Source organism: Oryzomicrobium sp., from assembly GCF_021287045.1.
Classification (GTDB): Bacteria; Pseudomonadota; Gammaproteobacteria; order Burkholderiales; family Rhodocyclaceae; genus Oryzomicrobium.
Genome location: NZ_JAJTBG010000010.1, coordinates 96,170 through 114,661, shown reverse-complemented (window position 1 = coordinate 114,661; position 18,492 = coordinate 96,170). Strand labels below are relative to the sequence as shown.

Here is an 18,492-nt window from a genome sequence, read left to right as displayed (position 1 = left end):
CGGCTTCCTGGCGTCTTCTGCGCCGTTCGGCGCCGTCCGCTTTTCCTCCCTTGCCCTCCGGAGCCTGCCTAATGTCGGACCAGACTCGACTGATCAAGAAGTACCCCAACCGGCGTCTCTACGACACCAAGACCAGCGCCTACATCACCTTGGCCGACGTCAAGGACTTGGTGCTGCGCTTCGAGGAATTCAAGGTGGTGGACGCCAAGGGCGGCGAGGACCTGACCCGCAGCATCCTGCTGCAGATCATCCTGGAAGAGGAAACCGGCGGCGTGCCGATCTTCTCCACCGAAGTGCTGGCCCAGATGATCCGCTTCTACGGCAACGCCATGCAGGCGATGTTGAGCAAGTACCTGGAAACCAACATGCGGGCCTTCGTGGACTTCCAGGGCAAGGTGCAGGAGCAGTCCCGCTCCATGTACGGCGACAACAAGCAGATGCAGTCCGACATGTGGGCCCAGTTCCTCAATTTCCAGGGGCCGGCCATGCAGAGCATGATGTCGGCCTACATGGACCAGAGCAAGAAGATGTTCCAGCAGATGCAGGCCCAGATCGAGAGCCAGACGCGGAACATGTTCAGCGGCGGCTTTCCTTTTCCAGGGACTCCCGGCGCGCCTGGAGCCCCCGGCGCCGCCGGAACCAACCCGGGCAACAAGCCCGATGGCAAGAAAACCGAAAAAGCAGGATAGAACGTGAGCAACGAGCAGAATTCCGGCATCATCATTCCGGCCGGCGCGGCACCCCGCGTCGGCTTTGTTTCTCTGGGCTGCCCGAAAGCGGGTTCCGACGCCGAGCAGATCCTGACCAAGCTGCGCGCCGAAGGCTATGAGATCGCCCCGACCTACGACGGCGCCGACCTGGTGATCGTCAACACCTGCGGCTTCATCGACGCGGCGGTGGAAGAATCCCTGGACGCCATCGGCGAGGCCCTGTCCGAAAACGGCAAGGTGATCGTCACCGGCTGTCTCGGCGCCAAGGGCGACATCGTCCAGACCACCCACCCGTCGGTGCTGGCGGTGACCGGCCCCCACGCCGCCGACGAGGTGATGGGCCACGTGCACACCCACCTGCCCAAGCCCCACGACCCCTACGTGGACCTGGTGCCCCCGGCCGGCGTGCGCCTGACCCCGGACCACTTCGCCTACCTGAAGATTTCCGAGGGCTGCAACCACAGCTGCACCTTCTGCATCATCCCGTCCCTGCGCGGCCCCCTGGTGTCGCGCCCGATCGGCGACGTGCTGAAGGAAGCCGAGGCCCTGGCCGAATCCGGGGTCAAGGAGTTGCTGATCATCTCCCAGGACACCAGCGCCTACGGTGTGGACGTGAAGTACCGCACCGGCTTCTGGGGCGGCCGTCCGGTCAAGACCCGTCTCAAGGAACTGTGCGAGGCCCTCGGCGAGCTGGGCATCTGGGTGCGCCTGCACTACGTGTACCCGTACCCCAGCGTGGACGACCTGATTCCGCTGATGGCCGAGGGCAAGATCCTGCCCTACCTGGACATCCCCTTCCAGCACGCCAGCCCGCGCATCCTCAAGGCCATGCGCCGCCCGGCCTCGGCCGAGAACGTGCTGGAGCGCATCGCCAAGTGGCGTTCGATCTGTCCGGACATCACCATCCGCTCCACCTTCATCACCGGCTTCCCCGGGGAGACCGACGAGGACTTCGAGCAGCTGCTCCAGTTCCTGGAAACCGCCCGTCTCGACCGGGTCGGCTGCTTCCCCTATTCGCCGGTGGAAGGCGCCGAGGCCAACGAACTGGCCGGCCTGCCGCCCCTGGAAGTGCGCGAGGAGCGTCGCCAGGTGCTGATGGAAGTCCAGGCCGACATCTCCGCCGAGAAGCTGGCGGCCAAGATCGACCGGGAAATGACCGTGCTGGTGGATGCGGTGGACGACGACGGCACCCTGGCCCGCTCCGCCGGCGAGGCGCCGGAAATCGACGGCCTGGTGATCCTGGACGGCTTCCACGACGCCGAGCCCGGCGACTTCATCCAGGTGCGCATCGTCGATTCCGACGAACACGACCTGTACGCCGAACCGCTCTGACCGTTGTAACCTGGCCGGTCTGCAAATCGGCCGGTCTGCAAATCTGTAGGCCCCTGCCCGGAACGCCGCGCCAGTCGTGGCTTTCCGGGCAGTGTCGTTTTTACGGGGATGGGTCGCAACGCCTCCGGCGGGCCTCCCCGGCGCCCGGCAGCTGTGGCACGATGGTCGCCATGAACGAGCTGCCCGCCCCATCCCTCCTGACCGCAACGGCCGCCACCGCTGCCGTTACCCCGGCCCGGCCCCGCATCGGCGTGGCCCTGGGCTCCGGCTCCGCCCGGGGCTGGTCCCACATCGGCGTGCTGCACGCCCTGGACGAGGCCGGCCTGTCGCCGGACATCATCTGCGGCACCTCCATCGGCGCCTTCGTCGGCGCGGCGGCGGCCTCGGGCGAACTCACCAAGCTCGAACACTGGGTGCGCTCCCTGACCTGGAAGGGGGTCCTCGGCTTTTTCGACGTGTCGCTGACCGGCGGCCTGCTCAAGGGCGAGAAGATCATCCAGTTCTTCTCGGAACATTTCATCGACCGGGACATCCATACCCTGCCGGTGTCTTTCGCCTGTGTCGCCACGGACCTGGCCAACGGCCGGGAGATCTGGTTCCGCGACGGCAGCGTGGCCGACGCGGTGCGCGCCTCCATGGCCCTGCCCGGGCTGTTCGCCCCCAAGTACCTGCACGGCCGCTGGCTGGTGGACGGCGGGCTGGTGAACCCGGTGCCGGTGTCCCTGTGCCGCGCCCTGGGGGCGGACATCGTGGTGGCGGTGGACCTGGGCGCCGACCGGGTCGGCCCCCAGTACCGCAACGTGATGAGCCAGCGCACGTCTCGCGCCCCGGGCGGTTCCCTGGGGCAGCGCCTGACCTCGGCGGTGCGCCAATGGATGGGGCGCGACGGGAGTGGCGATGACAGCGGTGCGGGCGGCAATCCGGCCGATCCGAATGATCCTGTCCCGAGCCGGTCGGTGCTGCCGCCCCAGCCGCCCATGCTCGACGTGGTGTCCCTGTCCATCAACATCATGCAGTCGCGCATCGCCAGCAGCCGCCTGGCCGGCGAGCCCGCCGACCTGGTGGTGGCGCCGCGCCTGCACAACCTGGGGCTGATGGACTACCACCGGGGCGCCGAGGCCATCGACACGGGCCGGGACGCCATGCACCGCCTGCTGCCCATGCTGCGCGAAACGATCGAGAGCTACGTATGAACGACCATGACTTCCTCGCCGCCCTAGCGGCCATCGTCGGCCCCGGCCAGGTGCTCACCGACCCGGCCGACACGGCGCCCTACCTGACCGACTGGCGCGGCCGCTACAGCGGCGCTGCCCGGGCCGTGGTGCGTCCCGGTTCCACCGGCGAGGTCGCCGACATCGCCAAGCTGTGCGCCGCCCACGGCGTGGCCATGGTGCCCCAGGGCGGCAACACCGGCCTGTGCGGCGGCGCCACGCCGGATGCCAGCGGCGCCGCCCTGGTGGTGAACCTCTCGCGCATGAACCGCATCCGCCGCATCGACCCGGCCAACCTGGCCCTGGTGGCCGAGGCCGGCTGCACCCTGGCGAGCATCCAGGAGGCGGCCCGGGAGGCGGGCTGCCTGTTCCCCCTGTCCCTGGCGTCGGAAGGCACCTGCGAGATCGGCGGCAACCTGTCCACCAACGCCGGCGGCGTCCAGGTGCTGCGCTACGGCAACACCCGGGAGCTGACCCTGGGCCTGGAGGTGGTGCTGCCCGACGGGCGCATCTGGAACGGCCTGCGCGCCCTGCGCAAGGACAACACCGGCTACGACCTGAAGCACCTGTTCGTCGGCGCCGAAGGCACTCTGGGCTTCATCACCGCCGCCGCCCTCAAGCTCTTTCCCTTGCCCCGGGCCGCCGTCACCACCTGGCTGGCGGTGCCCGATCCGGCGGCGGCGGTGAGCTTGCTCTCCCGCGCCCAGCAGCGCCTGGGGGCCCGGGTGACGGCCTTCGAGCTGGTGTCCCGGGTCTGCCTGGAACTGGTGCTGCGCCACATCCCCAACACCCGGGACCCTCTGGCGGAATCCAGTCCCTGGTACGTGCTCCTGGAAGCCAGCGACGGCGGCAGCGAAGAGGCCCTGATGGCCGAGGTCGAGGCCCTGCTCGAAGCCGCCCTGGAGGCCGGCGAGGCCAGCGACGGGGCCATCGCCCAGAGCGGCGACCAGGCCCGCCAGCTGTGGGCTCTGCGCGAGAACATCTCGGAGGCCCAGAAGATCGACGGGATCAGCATCAAGCACGACATCTCCCTGCCGGTGTCGGCCATCCCGGGTTTTCTCGACGCCGCCGGCGAGGAACTGACCCGGACCTTTCCCGGGGTGCGCATCGTCGCCTTCGGCCACCTGGGCGACGGCAACCTGCACTACAACCTGTCCAAGCCCGAGGCCCAGGCCAACGCCGTGTTCATCGACGGCCAGCCCGAGGCCAACCGGCTGGTGCACGACCGGGTGGTGGCCCTGGAAGGCTCCATCTCCGCCGAGCACGGCCTGGGGCAGTTGAAGCGGGAGGAAATCCGCCGCTACAAGTCCGCGGTGGAACTGGACCTGATGCGGGCGGTGAAGGCGGCCATCGACCCGGCCGGGCTGATGAACCCGGGCAAGGTGCTGTAAGGCTGGCTGAGGCGGGGCGGAAGGCCCCTCAGTGCTCTCGCCCGTCGATGCGCGGGCGGAACAGCAGGGGCACGAAGCGCCAGGCCAGCACCGCGAAGGCCACTGCCCAGCACAGGGCGGCCAGGTGAATCCAGTGGCCGTAGGCGGCTGGGTAGAACTGGGGCGCCGCCACGCGTAGCACGAAGCCGGCGATCATCACCCACAGCACCGCCTTGTCGGCCCGGGTGAACACCACCTTGCGCCCGGTGTGGCCCTGGCAGATGCGCACCAGCATGGCCGGGATGATCAGCCCCATGGCGCCGAAGGTGAAGGTGTGCACCGACACCGTGCCCACCCAGGCCACCGGGTGGATCACCGCCAGGGCTTCGAGCAGCAACTGGGCGACGATGGCCAGATAACCCAGGTACATCACCCCCACGTCGATCCGGCTCAACCCCAGCCGCGGCTGCCAGAGGACGAAGCGCGCCAGCAGCAGGGCCGCCAGGGCCAGGGCGACGGCCGCCACCAGCGGCGGCGGCAGCCAGCCGGCGGCCACCAGGACGAGGCCCAGGCCCTTGATCGGCATGTCCAGGGCGGCATGGCGGGGCAGGGTGACCTGGAAGGCGCCCTTCATGAAAGCGGTCACGGTCCGCTCCAGCATCACCAGGAAGGCCATCCGGAACAGGCCCAGGGTCATGGTCACTCCCAGGGCGAAGGTGCCGGCGTCGAGCAGCAAGTTTTTGGCGATGAGGAAGAGGGGCAGCACCACCAGGAAGATGGCGTTGTCCTTGTAGGAGTCGGTTTTGCGGTGTACCACCAGGGTGGCTGCCAGCATGGCGACGATGGCCAGCAGGAACAGGTTGCCGGCCAGCAGGAAGAGGGGCCGGGGCCAGTCCGCCCCCGCCCACAGGGCGTAGCGCTCCACCAGCCAGGCCGCCACCAGGGCGATCAGGGGGGCGCCGTGGTAGCCGCGCACATTGACCCAGTTCTTGGTCGAGGTGAGCAGAAAGCCCCCCATCACCGCCCAGCCGAAGCCGAAGAACATCTCGTGGGCGTGCCATTGCACCGGGGCCAGGGCCGGGGCGTGGTGCCACTCGCCGGTGAATAGAACGGCCCAGACCAGGGGCAGGACCACCCCGGCCAGGCAGGCGAGAGTGAAGAAGGGGCGAAAGCCGACGAGCCAGAGGGGGTGGTCAGCAAGCTTCATGGCGGTAGCGGTGCAAAAGTGACGTTGCGCACAGATGTATCACGCCCGGGGGCGGCGCTGCTTTGATCTGCCCGGGGTTTTTGCCGGGGCGGCGCTTCGGCTGGCCGGGCTGCTTTGCCCTGTCCGGCGGAGCCGCTGGGTTCTCTCCCGGGGGGCGCAGATCTGCTTCATTGGCATATATCGGAAAACGCATTTTTATAAAGGTTTAATTTCGTTCGGCCATAAAGCGTCCCTCTCTACACTCGGTCGGGTCTTCATTCGGCCGGCACCGGCCAGGGCTGGGAGGCCCGAAACCGTCATGCGAGCGCTCATCGTTGGTGGTGACCACATCGAACCGACCCGTCGCGCCCTGGAGGCTCGGGGCTACGACGACATCGTGCACTGGACCGGACGCAAGACTTCGGACCTGACACGGCCGTTTCCCTCCCGGATCGACCACATGGTGATCGTGCTCGACTACATCAACCACAACCTGGCCAAGCGCATGAAGAAGCTGGCCCGGGAACACGCCATCCAGATCGACTACGTGCGGCGCAAGGGTGTGCTGACCAGTCATTGAGGTGGTGCCGCGTGGGGTGTGAGCGTCCATGGCCGAGCGGCCAGTAAAAGGGGGCGGCGCTCCGGCTCGCTCTGCGAGCGCCCGCCGGGTTGTCATGCCTGTGTAGCACGGGCGGGCCAGAGTAGGCGCGTATCGGTGGCCAGGGGGCTGCCGGCGGTTTCGGGGAGAGGGAACCATGACGGCGACCACCACATGCGCGGATCAGGGCTCGCGGGGGGAAGGCTGCGAGGAATGCGTCGAGAACTTCCTGACCCGGGTGGGGGCATCGCGCCTCGGCCTGGAAACGGGGCGGGCCTTCGACTGCATGTTCCGGGAGCTGGAAGAGATCGAGCGGGAAGCGGCCCGCTTCTACCGCCGCACCGGCTGGATGGCCGGCGGGATGCTGGTCATCCTGGTGGTGGGCCTGCTGGCGATCGGCGCCTAGGGGCAACGGCCGTGGGCCGCGTGAGCGGTCCCGCAAGAGCCATTGACGAAAGCGGTAAACGGCGGCGGGGCGGGGCGTTCGATGCCCCGCCCCGCTGCCGTTTGCATCAATGCCGGGTCTTGCCGGCGGTGTCGAACAAGGCCGCCACGTCCTCGGCGGTGAAGCGGTAGGTGTGGTTGCAGATGTCGTCGTGGATTTCCACCACGCCCTGGCTTTCCAGCACCGATTCCACCTCGCTGCGGCCCAGGCCGAGCAGCATGTCGGCCACTTTGCCCCGGTTGTAGGGGCAGTAATAGGTGACCCCCCGGGATGGGTAGAGGCGCACCGTCTCCTCGGCGAACAGGCGGCCGAGCAGCACTTCCGGCGCCAGGCCGAGCAGCTCGTCGTCGCGCACCGTGGAGGCCAGGTGGGTCACCCGGTCCCAGCCATCTTCATCCACGCTTTCCCGGGCCACGCCGCCCTCGCTGGGCATGCGTTGCAGGAAGAGCAGGGCACAGGACTCCTCGCTCACTGCCAGCCACAGCCGGGTGGGCTGCTGGTCGGACTGGGCGATGAAGTGCTCGAACACGGCGCCCATGGTGTCGCCTTCCAGGGGCACGTAGCTCTGGTAGGGCTGGCGGGCCGATTCCAGCTCCAACGTGAGCAAAATCTGGCCATCGCCCAACTGGGCCGGCACCGGGCCGGCGGGAACGTTTTCCCCGGCCCGGGCCATGCCTTTCAGGCGCAGCTGGTCGTCGCAATCGACGATGAGCAGGGATACCGGCCCGTCGCCGCGCATCTGCAAGGTGAGCCGTCCCAGCTGCTTCAGCTGGGAACCGACCAGGGTGGTGGCCAGGGTGATCTCGCCGAGCAGGCGCGCCACCGGGGCGCTGTAGCCGCGCCCGGCCTGGAGGGCCTGCCACACCGGGCCGAGGCGCACCACGGCGCCGCGGATGTCCAGGTCGTCGAAGATGAAACGGGCGACGTAGTCGCTGTCCGGCTGGCCGACGCTGCCTTGGGGCGCGCCGGCGGAGGGGGAGGCGTGGGTCATGGGAGCGTCCTCGTCAAAAAGTCAGCAGGCGGCGAAGGTGCGGGCGAACACCTCGGGGTCGAAGCCCACCACCAGCCGGTCGCCGACCTCGATCACCGGGCGCTTGATCATGCTCGGCTGTTCGGCCATAAGAGCCAGGGCGGCGGCCTCGTCCACGTCGGCGCGGCGCTCTTCCGGCAGCTTCTTCCAGGTCAGGCCCTTGCGGTTGAGCAGGGTTTCCCAGCCAGCTTTGGCGGCCCAGGCCGGCAGCTGCCCGGCAGCCACGCCGGCTTTCTTGTAATCGACGAATTCATAATCGACCCCATGGTCAGTCAGCCAGGTCATGGCCTTCTTCATGGTGTCGCAATTTTTGATGCCGTAAACCTTGATCATGGCGGTGCTCGCAGTGCGGTGCCGGCGGGGCCGGGGAAGGAGGGCGATGATAGCAGGGCGGCCGTTCGCCGGCATGGGGCGAAGGCGCGGTGGGAGATGTGTTACCCCTGGTTGTGCCCCAGGGTGAAGGGCGAGGCGTTTGGCGACCCTTGGTTGAGCAATGTATTAAAAATATTCATGTATTCGGCTGGCTGAAAATACAAGGTCGGCGCCAGTTCTTGAGTTTGACGATTCGCTGATCTCAAAACATTAAAAAAATTCAAGTATTGGTGCTGGGTGGGCTTGGGCGTTACCTATCGGCCTTGCCGCGTGCCCGGTAAAAGCCAGGCGAACTACCCAGGCACCAAGGGGGCTCCGATGTTCTCCAAGGAAAAGCGATTTTGCCGAGTCGTTACGTGGCGCCCCTTGGGGGGCTTGGTGTCGGGGGGGGGGGCGCTTTGCCGCGTTTGTAGTGCCCATGAAAAAGCCCACGGGCTGGCGGGGCCAGGCCGTGGGCTGTGGGAGCGTCGCCGGGTCAGCGCTTGAGCTTGGCGAAGGCGGCGGCCATGGCGGAGCCGCCGAGGTCGCCTGAGCTGGAACTCCGCGCCCCTTGGGCGTTTCCGCGATGGCTGCCCTGAGAGCCGCGCGGATTCTGGCTTCCACGGGGGGCATCGCTGCGGGCCCCATCCCGCTTGCCTTCCCGGGGCAGCTCGTCGTCCATGCGCATGGTCAGGGCGATGCGTTGGCGCTGGATGTCGACTTCGAGCACCTTCACCTTGACGATGTCGCCGGCCTTGACCACTTCCCGTGGGTCCTTGACGAACTTGTTGGAGAGGGCCGAGACGTGCACCAGGCCGTCCTGGTGCACGCCGATGTCCACGAAGGCGCCGAAGGCGGCCACGTTGGTCACCACGCCTTCGAGGATCATGCCCGGACGCAGGTCCTTCAGGTCTTCCACGCCGTCGGCGAAGCTGGCGGTCTTGAACTCGGGGCGCGGGTCGCGGCCGGGTTTTTCCAGTTCCTTGAGGATGTCCTGGACCGTGGGCAGGCCGAATTTCTCGTCGGTGTATTTGGTTGGGGAGAGGCCCTTCACCACCTGGGAATTGCCCACCACGTCCTTGATGCCGCGCTTGATGTCGGCCAGGATCTTTTCCACCACCGGGTAGGCTTCCGGGTGCACCGCCGAGGCATCCAGGGGGTTGGCGCCGTTCATGATGCGCAGGAAGCCAGCGGCCTGCTCGAAGGTTTTGTCGCCCAGGCGCGGCACTTCCAGCAGTGCCTTGCGGTCGCTGAAGGCGCCGTGGCTGTCCCGGTAGGAGACGATGTTGGCGGCCAGGGACGCGTTGAGGCCGGAGATGCGGGTGAGCAGGGGCACCGAGGCGGTGTTCACGTCCACGCCCACGGCGTTCACGCAGTCTTCCACCACCGCGTCCAGGCTCTTGGCCAGCTTGCTTTGCGACACGTCGTGCTGGTACTGGCCGACGCCGATGGACTTGGGCTCGATCTTGACCAGTTCGGCCAGGGGGTCTTGCAGGCGGCGGGCGATGGACACGGCGCCGCGCAGGGAGACGTCCAGATCGGGGAATTCCCGGGCGGCGAATTCGGAGGCGGAATACACCGAGGCGCCGGCTTCGGACACCACGATCTTGGTCAGCTTGAGTTCCGGGGCCAGCTTCATCAGGTCGGCCACCAGCTTGTCGGTTTCGCGGCTGGCAGTGCCGTTGCCGATGGCCACCACCTCGATCTTGCAGCGCTGGCAGATGGCGCCCAGGGTGGCCAGGCTGCCGTTCCAGTCGCGGCGCGGCTCGTGGGGGTAGATGGTGGCGGTTTCCAGCAGCTTGCCGGTGGCGTCCACGGCGGCGACCTTGACCCCGGTGCGGATGCCCGGGTCCAGGCCCAGGGTGGCGCGGGGGCCGGCCGGGGCGGCGAGCAGCAGGTCCTTGAGGTTCTGGGCGAAGACGCGGATGGCTTCTTCCTCGGCCCGTTCGCGCAGCTCGTTCATCAGCTCCAGTTCCAGGTGCAGGAAGATCTTGATCTTCCAGGCCCAGCGTACCGTGTCGAGCAGCCACTTGTCGGCGGCGCGGCCCTGGTCCTTGACGTTGAAGCGCAGGGCGATACGGCCCTCGCAGGGGTTGCCGGCGGCGGGCTTCTCGTCGTCCAGCTCGGTGTCGAGCTTGAGCACTACTTGCAGCACGCCCTCGTTGCGGCCGCGGAACAGGGCCAGGGCCCGGTGCGAGGGCACGGCGGCGATGGGCTCGGAGTAGTCGAAGTAGTCGCGGAACTTGGCGCCCTCGTTCTCCTTGCCCTCCACTACGGTGGAGACGACCACGCCGTGGTCGTTCAGGTATTCGCGCAGCTGGCCGAGCAGGGCGGCGTCCTCGGCGAACTGCTCCATGAGGATCTGCCGGGCGCCGTCGAGCGCCGCCTTGGTGTCGGCAACGCCGGCCTCGGCGTTGAGGTACTTGGCGGCTTCCTCGTCCGGGGTCAGGGTCGGGTCGGCCAGCAGGGCGTCGGCCAGGGGCTGGAGGCCCGCTTCCCGGGCGATCTGGGCCTTGGTGCGGCGCTTCGGCTTGTAGGGCAGGTAGAGGTCTTCGAGGCGCTGCTTGGTCTCGGCGGCGAGCACCTCGGCCTTCAGTTCCGGGGTCAGTTTCCCCTGCTCGTCGATGGAGGCAATGATCGCGGTGCGGCGCTCTTCCAGCTCGCGCAGGTAGCCCAGGCGCTCTTCCAGCGTGCGCAGCTGGGTGTCGTCGAGCCCGCCGGTGACTTCCTTACGGTAGCGGGCGATGAAGGGCACGGTGGCGCCTTCGTCGAGCAGGTTGACGGCGGAGATGACCTGGGCGGCCTTGACGCCGAGTTCCTCGGCAATGCGGTGTTCGATGGCAGGCAGCATGTATGACGGAAACGAGTGGGAGACAAATGCAAAATGGAGGCGGCACTATGGCCAAAACTCGCCGCCGGGGCAAGTCGGCGACATGGAGCTGGGGTGGGGCGAGGTCCCGGAAACGAGGTGCCGGGGCGTAAATCGGCGGTAGGCCGGCGGTGGAAATTTCCGCCGGCCCGGTATCGGTTTCCAGGGAGATCGCGGGCGAGCGGCGGGGTTCTGGATGCCGCCCTTGCCCCCGCCCCCTGCCGGCGCGATGGGCGGCAAGGGGCTGCGGGGGATCAGCGCCGGGCGGCGACCCAGGCGACGAACTCGTTCTCGGGCATGGGGCGGCCGTAGAGGTAGCCCTGGGCCTCGTCGCAGCCCAGGTTTTGCAGGCAGGTCTGCTGTTCCGGCGTTTCCACCCCCTCGGCGATGACCGCCAGGGAAAGGGTATGGCCCAGGCGCACGATCATTTCGGCGATCGAGCTGCCGGCGCTTTCCTGTTGCTGCGGGGCGGCCAGGTCGCCCACGAAGGAACGGTCGATCTTAAGCCGGTCCAGGGGCAGGCGGTGCAGGTGGGCCAGGGACGAGAAGCCGGTGCCGAAATCGTCCAGGGCGATGCACAGGCCCCGGTTCTTGCAGCGGGCCAGGGCTTCCCGGGCCAGGTCCACTTCCTGCATGGCCACGCTCTCGGTGATTTCCAGCTCGATGCGCTGGGGATCGATGCGGTAGTGGTCCAGGCAATCCCGCAGGAAGGGCAGGAAATCCGGGTGGCGCAACTGGGGCAGGGAGATGTTGATGGCCATGCGCGGCAGCAGGATGCCCTGCTCCTCCCAGCGGCGCAGCTGGGCCAGGGCCTGGTCCACCACCCAGTTGCCCAGGGGGATGATCAGGCCGGAGCGCTCGGCCAGGGATATGAAGCGGTCCGGCGGGATGCGGCTGCCGTCGGTGCGCTGCCAGCGGATCAGGGCTTCGGCGCCGGTGAGGTGGCTGTCCACCATCGACAGCTGGGGCTGGAAGTGCAGGGACAGCCCTAGACCCTGCTGGTCCAGGGCGGCCCGCAGGTCGGAGTGCAGCAGCAGCCGTTCCCGGGCGGCGCTGGACATGTCGCTGCGGTAGAGATGGTAGCCGCCGCGCCGTTCGGCCTTGGCCCGGTTGAGGGCGATGTTGGTGTTCTTGATCGCTTCCAGGCCGCTGCCGCCGGCTTCGGCCAGGTCGGCCACCCCCAGGGTGCACGACACCAGGAAGGGCGTCTCGCCGAGCTGGAAGGGCTGGGCGAACAGTTCAAGGGTCCGACCCGGTTCGAGCAGGGCGCTGGGGCCGAGCAGGGCGAATACGTCGCCGGAAACCCGGGCCACCGTCACCTGCTCGGGCAGGCTGGCCAGGCGCTGGGCCACCGCCAGCAGCAGCTGGTCGCCCTGCTGATGGCCCAGGGCGTCGTTGATCTCGGAAAAACCGTCGATGTCGAGCAGTACCACCGAACGGGACTGGCGGTCGTCGTGCTGCTCGCGCAGGGCGTCGTCGATGGCCTGGACGAAGGCCACCCGGTTGGGCAGCCGGGTCAGGGGGTCGGCGTAGGCGTAGAAGTTGAGGTCGTTGAACAGGCCGACATTTTCCAGGCCCACGGCGATGTTCACGCAGAACACTTCGAGCAGGGTACGGTCGGTTTCCGACAGGGCCACGCCGGTTTCCAGGAACACCGCCGCGTCCCGGCCGTGGGGGCAGGGGAAGAACAGGGCGGTGTAGTCCTCGCCGAACTGGTGGCAGCGCTCGTTCAGGGCACGGCGGATCAGGGCGACGATGTGGCCGTCGTGGAGGCTGTCCAGAGGGGCGTCGATGCACGGCGCGTAGCGGCCGGCGGCAGCGACGATGATCAGTTCGTCGTCCGGCACGGCGGGGGCGGCGTTGCTTGCGCAGGGTTCGTGCTGGGCGCACAGCAGGCCCTCGGGGCGTAGGCCGAGGAGGGCGGCGATCTGGGTCAGCACGCCTTCGGCGAAGCCCTTGAGCACCCGCCGGGCGAACAGGTCGGCGGCGGAGCGGACGATCAGGTCCAGGCCGCGGCGGCTGGCGCTGATGGTGCGGATCTGCTCGTAGGAGCGCAGCGCCGTGGTCAGGGTGGTGACCAGCCGGGTGCGGGTGAGCTCGGACTTGGTCTTGTAGTCGTTGATGTCGTAGTCGCGGATCACCGACAGTTCCGGGGCGTAGCCCGGCTGGCCGGTGCGCAGCACGATGCGCACGTCGTGGAGCCCCAGGTCCTGGCGGATCAGGCGAACCAGGTTGAGGCCGGCCTGTTCATTTTCCATCACCACGTCGAGCAGGATCACCGCCACGTCGGGTTCGGTGCGCAGCAGAGCTTCGGTTTCTTCCGCCGAGTAGGCGTGGCGGAAGGCCAGGGGGCGGCCGAGCAGCTGGGTGTCTTCCAGGGCGAAGAGGGTGGCGTGGTGGACTTCCGGGTCGTCGTCCACCACCAGGATCTTCCAGGCCTCCTGTCGGCCGGTTTCCTGTCCCGCTACGGGTGTTTCGTCTTCGATGATGTCCAGCGTATCGTCCTGTGCATCCATGGCGTGGTGCACCTCTCCCTGTCGGTTTTCTTGTCGTTCCGTCGGAGCTGCCGGCTGCTTCTCGTATGGCATGGTCATTGGCCTGCGGTCATGTCGGCAGCGCCAACGGGCGCGTGGTTATTGGTTGATATTCGCATCGGCATTTTAATCACGAAGGTCGTGCCGCTGCCAAGCGGATCGCCAATAAGGGCGCCTTTCTCGGCGTGGCGGCTCTCCACCGCGATGCGCCCGCCAAGGACCTGGGTGACGATGTTGTGCACGATGTGTAGCCCCAGGCCGCTGCCCCCCTTGCCCAGCTTGGTGGTGAAGAAGGGGTCGAAGATGCGCGCGCATTCGTGGGCCGGAATGCCGATGCCGTCGTCGGCGACCCGGATTTCCACCTCGTTCGCCCCGGTCTGGCTGGCGCCGACCCGCAGGGTGCCCCGTTCCCGGCCGTCGAAGGCGTGGGTCAGGGCGTTGGTGGTGAAGTTGGTCAGCACCTGGCCGAGGGGGCCGGGGAAGCTGTCGAGCTGGAGATCGGCCGGGACGTCGATCACCACTTGGCAGCTGGTGTTCTTGAGCATGGGGTGGAGGGTGGCGAAGACCTCGTCCACCACGTGGCGCAGGTTGAACTGGCGGCGCTGGCTGCTGGTCTGGTCCACCGCCACCTGCTTGAAGCTGGACACCAGCTCCCGGGCCTGGACCAGGTTCTTCATCAGCAGGTTGCAGGCGGTGCGCGAGGTGTCCAGGTAGGCGTTGAGGGAAGAGCGCTTGAGGGCGCCTGCCTCCACCTGGCCGAAGAATTCCCGGGTGCGTTCGTCCAGGGTGCTGGCCACGGTGACGCTGTTGCCGATGGGGGTGTTGAGTTCATGGGCGACCCCGGCCACCAGGGAACCCAGGGCGGCGAGCTTTTCCGAGCGCACCAGTTCGGTCTGGGCCTGTTGCAGGGTAACCAGGGCTTCGCCCAGTTCGTGGTTGGCCTGCTCCAGCTCGGCGGTGCGCACCCGCACCCGGGCTTCCAGGCTTTCGTTGAGTTCCTCGATGCGGCGCTGGAAGGCGCGCTGCTCGGTCACGTCCACCGTGCTCCAGACAATGCACGGGGTGTCACCGACCCGGATCAGGTGGCCCGAGAGCAGGGTGTCGAGGTCGTCGCCCCGGGCGTTGTGCAGCGGTACCGGGTGGTTTTCCGCCTGGCCGTGGCGGGCCAGGGCCTCCAGGACCGGGCGCAGGGTTTCCGGCCCGGGCACCAGGCCCATCTCCTGGGGCGTGCGCCCCATCACCTGGTCCAGGGTAAAGCCGTGGAGCCGTTCCCAGGCGGTGTTCACGTCCAGGTAGGCGCCGTTGTCGGCCCGGGTCAGGGCCAAGGACAGGGGGGAGACGCGGAACAGGTTGGCGAACTTGGCTTCGCTGTCGGCCAGGGCCTGGCGCTGCTGTTCCTGCTCGGTCACGTCCCGGGCCACCATCAGCAGGTAGCGTTCGCCGTGCAGTTCGATCCGGCTCGACGACAGTTCGGCGAGGAAGGGGGTGCCGTCCTTGCGGCGCAGGTGGACCCGCTGGTTGCGCACCGAGATGTTTTTGGCCAGTTTGTCGAGCAGCTCGCGGCGCTCCTCGGTGTGGATCCAGATGCCCAGGTCGTAGGTGCTCTTGCCCAGGGCTTCTTCCCGGGTGTAGCCGAACAGGGCTTCCCAACTGCCGTTCATGTCGAGGAAGCGGCCGTCCTCGACGCTGCTGATGGTCACCACGTCGGGCAGCAGGTAGAACATGCGGTAGAAGCGCTCTTCGCTTTCCTGCAACGCCAGTTGGACCTGCTTGCGGGCGGTGACGTCTTCCACGGTGCCGACGAAGCCGGCCAGGGCGCCGTCTTCCCGGATCGGCACCGAGTGGATCTGGACCCAGCGGCTCGATCCGTCGGGCATCTGGAGTTCGCGTTCGCCGGCGAATTCCTCGCCCTTGGCGAGGGCTGCCTGCCACTGGGCCTCCACCGCCACCCGCTCCAGGGGAGCAATGCGGTGGCGCCAGCCGCCCTTGAGGGCTTCGGCCTGGCTGAGCTGCATGATTTCCAGGTAACGCTCGTTGAAGAAAACGGGGCGCATTTCCCGGTTGGTGACGAACACCCCCAGGGTCGAGCCCTGGGCCAGGGCGTTGAAGCGGCTGTGGGAGGCGGCCAGTTCGGCCTCCAGCCGGCGCAGGGACGAAAGGTCCAGGTCGATGCAGTAGATTTCGGGCTCACCGCCGGGGCCGGCGATGAGCACCTGGGTCGAGTAGATGGCGCGGATGCTGCCATCCTTGCAGCGGGCTTCGAACTCGCCCGGGGGCGGCGGGTGGCCGCTCGCCAGGGCGGTTTCGCAGGTGGCGGCGAAGGCGGCGTGTTCGCCGGGCTGGAGGATCAGTTCCTCGATGCGCTGGCCCAAGGCTTCATCCGCCCCGTAGCCGTAGAAGGCCGTGCTGGCCCGGTTCCAGTAGACCACCTGCCGGTTCCGGTCGAAACCCTGCACGGCGATGTTGTCCACCGCTTCGAAGATGCGCCGGAAGCGGCTCTCGCTCTCGTGCAGGGCCGATTCCGCTTCGCTGCGGCGCAGGGACTCGGCGTGGAGCCGGGCGGCGTTGTGGGCAGCCTGCTGGCGTTGTTCCTGCTCGGCGAGCAGGATCAGGACGATGCCGATGCAGAACGTCAGGGCCGCAGTGAGCAGGTAGCCGTAGGGGGCCAGGTCCGGCTGGAGGCGCGCGTAAGGGGCATCCATGACATGCAGGCCGTAGAGGACGAACAGCCCGCCGGCCAGTCGGGCCAGCCGGTCATCGTGCCGCCGGGCGCTGCGCCAGAACAGGCGGCCGATTTCGATCAGGATGCCGCCGGCGAGGAGGACGAGGGGCAGGGTACGGGCGACGAAGCCCAGGTCGAGCTGTTCGCCCAGCACGGCCCAGGCCACCGTCAGGCAGGGTAGGGCCGCCATGGGGAGAGGGCGGAGCGGGCGGTTGGCGTACTGGCGGGAGCCGATCCAGAAAAAGGTGGTGGCCAGGGCGAAGGCCAGGGAAACCAGCCCGTTGCTCAGGCCGTCATGGCGCTGCGCGGTGTCCTGCACGAACTGGATGGCCAGGCGCAGCATGTTGACCAGGAAGGCCGTTCCCCACCAGGCCAGGTAGCGCCGCTGCCGGTTCCGGGACCAGAGGTAGAAGAAGCAGCTGGCCAGGATGGACGTGTTGATGATTGTTGCGGCGATGGCCGTGGGCAGGGAGAACGCCATGGGCGGAGGTCCGGTGGAATGCGGTGAGGGGCATGGAGTCGTGGGCATTTTCGGCAGCTTTGATGCAAAATGAAAGCATTGCCGCGCCGCCCGCGGGCGCGCCGTCCCCTCTTTCACCTTCGCTTCAGGAGAGTTTCATGCAGGTAGCCACCCATCTGTTCGGCACCGTGGAGATCAATCCCAACACCGTCCTCGACTTTCCCCAGGGCATGTTGGGGTTCGAGGGCAGTCGCCGCTACCAGCTGATCCACGAAGAGTCGGCCGGCACACCGCCGGTCACCTACACCCTGCAATCCCTGGACGATCCGGGCGTGGCCTTCCAGATCATCGATCCCACCGCCCTGGGCTTCGAATACGAAGTCGAGTTGAGCGACGACGAGACGTCGGCCCTGCAACTGGCCTCGCCGGACGACGTGGCGGTGATGGTGGTGCTGTTCAAGGAAGAGGGCAAACTGGGGGTCAGCGCCCGCTCGCCCCTCCTGATCAACGTGCGCGAGCGCGTGGGCCTGCAGAAGGTGCTGCCGCGCATCGAACCCAAGGTGACCCTGAGCAACCTCAGCACCCGGGTTTAAATAGCTGGGCTGGGGCATGGCGCCCCCGGCAAACGAAACGGGCACCCGAGGGTGCCCGTTTCGTTTTTTACGACCGGCTGCGTCAGTCGGCCGCGGTCAGGCCGGTGGCATAGCGTTTGGCGTTGTCCACATAGTGGGCGGCGCTTTGGGCCAGGCGGGCGATTTCCTCCGGTTCGAGTTGGCGCACCACCTTGCCCGGGCTGCCCAGGATGAGCACGCCGTCCGGGTAGGTCTTGCCTTCCGGGATCAGGGTGTTGGCGCCGACGATGCTGTTGCGGCCGATCACCGCCCGGTTGAGGATCACCGTGCCGATGCCGATCAGGGAATTGTCGCCCACGGTGCAGCCGTGGAGCATCACCATGTGGCCGACGGTGACGTTCTCGCCCAGGGTCAGGGGCACCCCCTCGTCGGTGTGCAGCACCGAGCCGTCCTGGATGTTGGTGTTGGCGCCGATGCTGATCGGGTCGTTGTCGCCGCGCAGCACGGCGTTCCACCACACGCTGGCCCCGGCGGCCAGGCGCACGTCGCCGATCACCGTGGCGTTGGGGGCGACCCAGGCTGCTGGGTCGAGGCGGGGCGTCTTGCCGGGCAGGGTATAGATCGGCATGGCGGGTTCTCCGGCGGCGGTTGCAGGCTACAGGTTGAGGTTACAGGCTGGCCCGGTAGGTGGCGGCGTCCATCAGGGTGGCGAATTCCGCCGGGTCGTTGGGGCGCAGCTTGAACAGCCAGGTGCCGTACGGGTCGCTGTTGACCGATTCGGGGGCGTCGGCGGCCGCCGCGTTGACCTCGATCACCGTGCCGGCGACCGGTGCGTGGGCGTCGGCGGCGGACTTGACCGATTCCACCACGGCCACCGGATCGCCGGCGGCCACGGCCTTGCCTACTTCGGGAAGGCCGACGAAGACCATGTCGCCAAGCAGGTCCTGGCCATGGTCGGACACCCCTACCGTCAGGGTGCCATCGGTTTCGAGACGGGCCCATTCGTGGCCGGGGGCGTAGCGCAGATCGTCGGGGACGTGGGGCATGGAATTCTCCTTGGCGGGCCGTAGTCGGGCCGGTGGTCGTGGATCATGGATTGGGC

15 protein-coding genes are annotated in these 18,492 nt (G+C 67.8%); 7 read left to right on the top strand and 8 right to left on the bottom strand.

From position 1 onward, the window contains the following. Positions 1-71: 71 nt before the first annotated feature. The 4 genes from phaR to LWW89_RS12750 all read left to right on the top strand — a co-directional run bounded on the left by phaR (position 72) and on the right by LWW89_RS12750 (position 4,644). Positions 72-689: a polyhydroxyalkanoate synthesis repressor PhaR gene (gene phaR, locus LWW89_RS12765; protein ID WP_293264734.1), complete on the top strand. Its 618-nt coding sequence runs from the start codon at positions 72-74 to the stop codon at positions 687-689. Between the two features lie 3 nt (positions 690-692). Further along, the gene (gene rimO, locus LWW89_RS12760; RefSeq protein WP_293264732.1) at positions 693-2,042 is read left to right on the top strand and encodes a 30S ribosomal protein S12 methylthiotransferase RimO; all 1,350 of its coding nucleotides are present in this window, start codon (positions 693-695) and stop codon (positions 2,040-2,042) included. Between the two features lie 170 nt (positions 2,043-2,212). Continuing rightward, entirely contained in the window at positions 2,213-3,235 is a 1,023-nt protein-coding gene (locus tag LWW89_RS12755) for a patatin-like phospholipase family protein (protein ID WP_293264730.1), read from the top strand. Continuing rightward, positions 3,232-4,644, top strand: coding sequence for an FAD-binding oxidoreductase (locus tag LWW89_RS12750; protein ID WP_293264728.1), 1,413 nt, complete (start codon positions 3,232-3,234; stop codon positions 4,642-4,644). The genes LWW89_RS12755 and LWW89_RS12750 overlap by 4 nt, the downstream gene beginning before the upstream one ends. Before the next feature lie 28 nt (positions 4,645-4,672). On the opposite strand, the gene LWW89_RS12745 is transcribed toward LWW89_RS12750, so the two are convergent. Further along, on the bottom strand, positions 4,673-5,830 hold the full coding sequence (locus tag LWW89_RS12745) for an NnrS family protein (RefSeq protein ID WP_293264726.1): 1,158 nt from the start codon (positions 5,828-5,830) through the stop codon (positions 4,673-4,675). 298 nt (positions 5,831-6,128) lie between these two features. Here LWW89_RS12745 and LWW89_RS12740 point away from each other — a divergent pair, with 298 nt between their 5' ends. Further along, complete coding sequence (locus LWW89_RS12740) at positions 6,129-6,389, top strand: DUF2325 domain-containing protein (protein ID WP_293264724.1); 261 nt, start codon at positions 6,129-6,131, stop codon at positions 6,387-6,389. 175 nt (positions 6,390-6,564) lie between these two features. Beyond that, the gene (locus tag LWW89_RS12735) at positions 6,565-6,813 is read left to right on the top strand and encodes a hypothetical protein (RefSeq protein WP_293264722.1); all 249 of its coding nucleotides are present in this window, start codon (positions 6,565-6,567) and stop codon (positions 6,811-6,813) included. Positions 6,814-6,919: 106 nt separating this feature from the next. Here LWW89_RS12735 and LWW89_RS12730 read toward each other — a convergent pair whose 3' ends face one another. The 5 genes from LWW89_RS12730 to LWW89_RS12710 all read right to left on the bottom strand — a co-directional run bounded on the left by LWW89_RS12730 (position 6,920) and on the right by LWW89_RS12710 (position 16,839). Continuing rightward, the gene (locus LWW89_RS12730) at positions 6,920-7,843 is read right to left on the bottom strand and encodes an Hsp33 family molecular chaperone HslO (RefSeq protein WP_293264720.1); all 924 of its coding nucleotides are present in this window, start codon (positions 7,841-7,843) and stop codon (positions 6,920-6,922) included. 21 nt (positions 7,844-7,864) lie between these two features. Further along, entirely contained in the window at positions 7,865-8,215 is a 351-nt protein-coding gene (locus LWW89_RS12725) for an arsenate reductase (RefSeq protein WP_293264718.1), read from the bottom strand. Positions 8,216-8,729: 514 nt separating this feature from the next. Then, positions 8,730-11,084 carry a Tex family protein gene (locus LWW89_RS12720; RefSeq protein WP_293264716.1) on the bottom strand — a complete coding sequence of 785 codons (2,355 nt, stop codon included), beginning with the start codon at positions 11,082-11,084 and terminating at the stop codon, positions 8,730-8,732. A gap of 272 nt (positions 11,085-11,356) precedes the next feature. Continuing rightward, entirely contained in the window at positions 11,357-13,618 is a 2,262-nt protein-coding gene (locus LWW89_RS12715) for an EAL domain-containing protein (protein ID WP_293264714.1), read from the bottom strand. A gap of 74 nt (positions 13,619-13,692) precedes the next feature. Next, on the bottom strand, positions 13,693-16,839 hold the full coding sequence (locus LWW89_RS12710) for a PAS domain-containing sensor histidine kinase (protein ID WP_293264712.1): 3,147 nt from the start codon (positions 16,837-16,839) through the stop codon (positions 13,693-13,695). A gap of 137 nt (positions 16,840-16,976) precedes the next feature. Between LWW89_RS12710 and fliW the strand changes: the two genes are divergently transcribed. Continuing rightward, the gene (fliW, locus tag LWW89_RS12705; RefSeq protein WP_293264710.1) at positions 16,977-17,411 is read left to right on the top strand and encodes a flagellar assembly protein FliW; all 435 of its coding nucleotides are present in this window, start codon (positions 16,977-16,979) and stop codon (positions 17,409-17,411) included. 82 nt (positions 17,412-17,493) lie between these two features. On the opposite strand, the gene LWW89_RS12700 is transcribed toward fliW, so the two are convergent. Both LWW89_RS12700 and gcvH read right to left on the bottom strand, forming a co-directional pair. Beyond that, on the bottom strand, positions 17,494-18,018 hold the full coding sequence (locus LWW89_RS12700) for a gamma carbonic anhydrase family protein (RefSeq protein WP_293264708.1): 525 nt from the start codon (positions 18,016-18,018) through the stop codon (positions 17,494-17,496). Positions 18,019-18,058: 40 nt separating this feature from the next. After that, on the bottom strand, positions 18,059-18,436 hold the full coding sequence (gcvH, locus tag LWW89_RS12695; RefSeq protein WP_293264706.1) for a glycine cleavage system protein GcvH: 378 nt from the start codon (positions 18,434-18,436) through the stop codon (positions 18,059-18,061). Positions 18,437-18,492: the final 56 nt, after the last annotated feature.

Coding starts and splice junctions, on each gene's coding strand:
- phaR (WP_293264734.1), top strand. CDS start 72: ATGTCGGACCAGACTCGACTGATCAAGAAGTACCCCAACCGGCGTCTC.
- LWW89_RS12755 (WP_293264730.1), top strand. CDS start 2,213: ATGAACGAGCTGCCCGCCCCATCCCTCCTGACCGCAACGGCCGCCACC.
- LWW89_RS12750 (WP_293264728.1), top strand. CDS start 3,232: ATGAACGACCATGACTTCCTCGCCGCCCTAGCGGCCATCGTCGGCCCC.
- LWW89_RS12745 (WP_293264726.1), bottom strand. CDS start 5,830: ATGAAGCTTGCTGACCACCCCCTCTGGCTCGTCGGCTTTCGCCCCTTC.
- LWW89_RS12740 (WP_293264724.1), top strand. CDS start 6,129: ATGCGAGCGCTCATCGTTGGTGGTGACCACATCGAACCGACCCGTCGC.
- LWW89_RS12735 (WP_293264722.1), top strand. CDS start 6,565: ATGACGGCGACCACCACATGCGCGGATCAGGGCTCGCGGGGGGAAGGC.
- LWW89_RS12730 (WP_293264720.1), bottom strand. CDS start 7,843: ATGACCCACGCCTCCCCCTCCGCCGGCGCGCCCCAAGGCAGCGTCGGC.
- LWW89_RS12725 (WP_293264718.1), bottom strand. CDS start 8,215: ATGATCAAGGTTTACGGCATCAAAAATTGCGACACCATGAAGAAGGCC.
- LWW89_RS12720 (WP_293264716.1), bottom strand. CDS start 11,084: ATGCTGCCTGCCATCGAACACCGCATTGCCGAGGAACTCGGCGTCAAG.
- LWW89_RS12715 (WP_293264714.1), bottom strand. CDS start 13,618: ATGGATGCACAGGACGATACGCTGGACATCATCGAAGACGAAACACCC.
- LWW89_RS12710 (WP_293264712.1), bottom strand. CDS start 16,839: ATGGCGTTCTCCCTGCCCACGGCCATCGCCGCAACAATCATCAACACG.
- fliW (WP_293264710.1), top strand. CDS start 16,977: ATGCAGGTAGCCACCCATCTGTTCGGCACCGTGGAGATCAATCCCAAC.
- LWW89_RS12700 (WP_293264708.1), bottom strand. CDS start 18,018: ATGCCGATCTATACCCTGCCCGGCAAGACGCCCCGCCTCGACCCAGCA.
- gcvH (WP_293264706.1), bottom strand. CDS start 18,436: ATGCCCCACGTCCCCGACGATCTGCGCTACGCCCCCGGCCACGAATGG.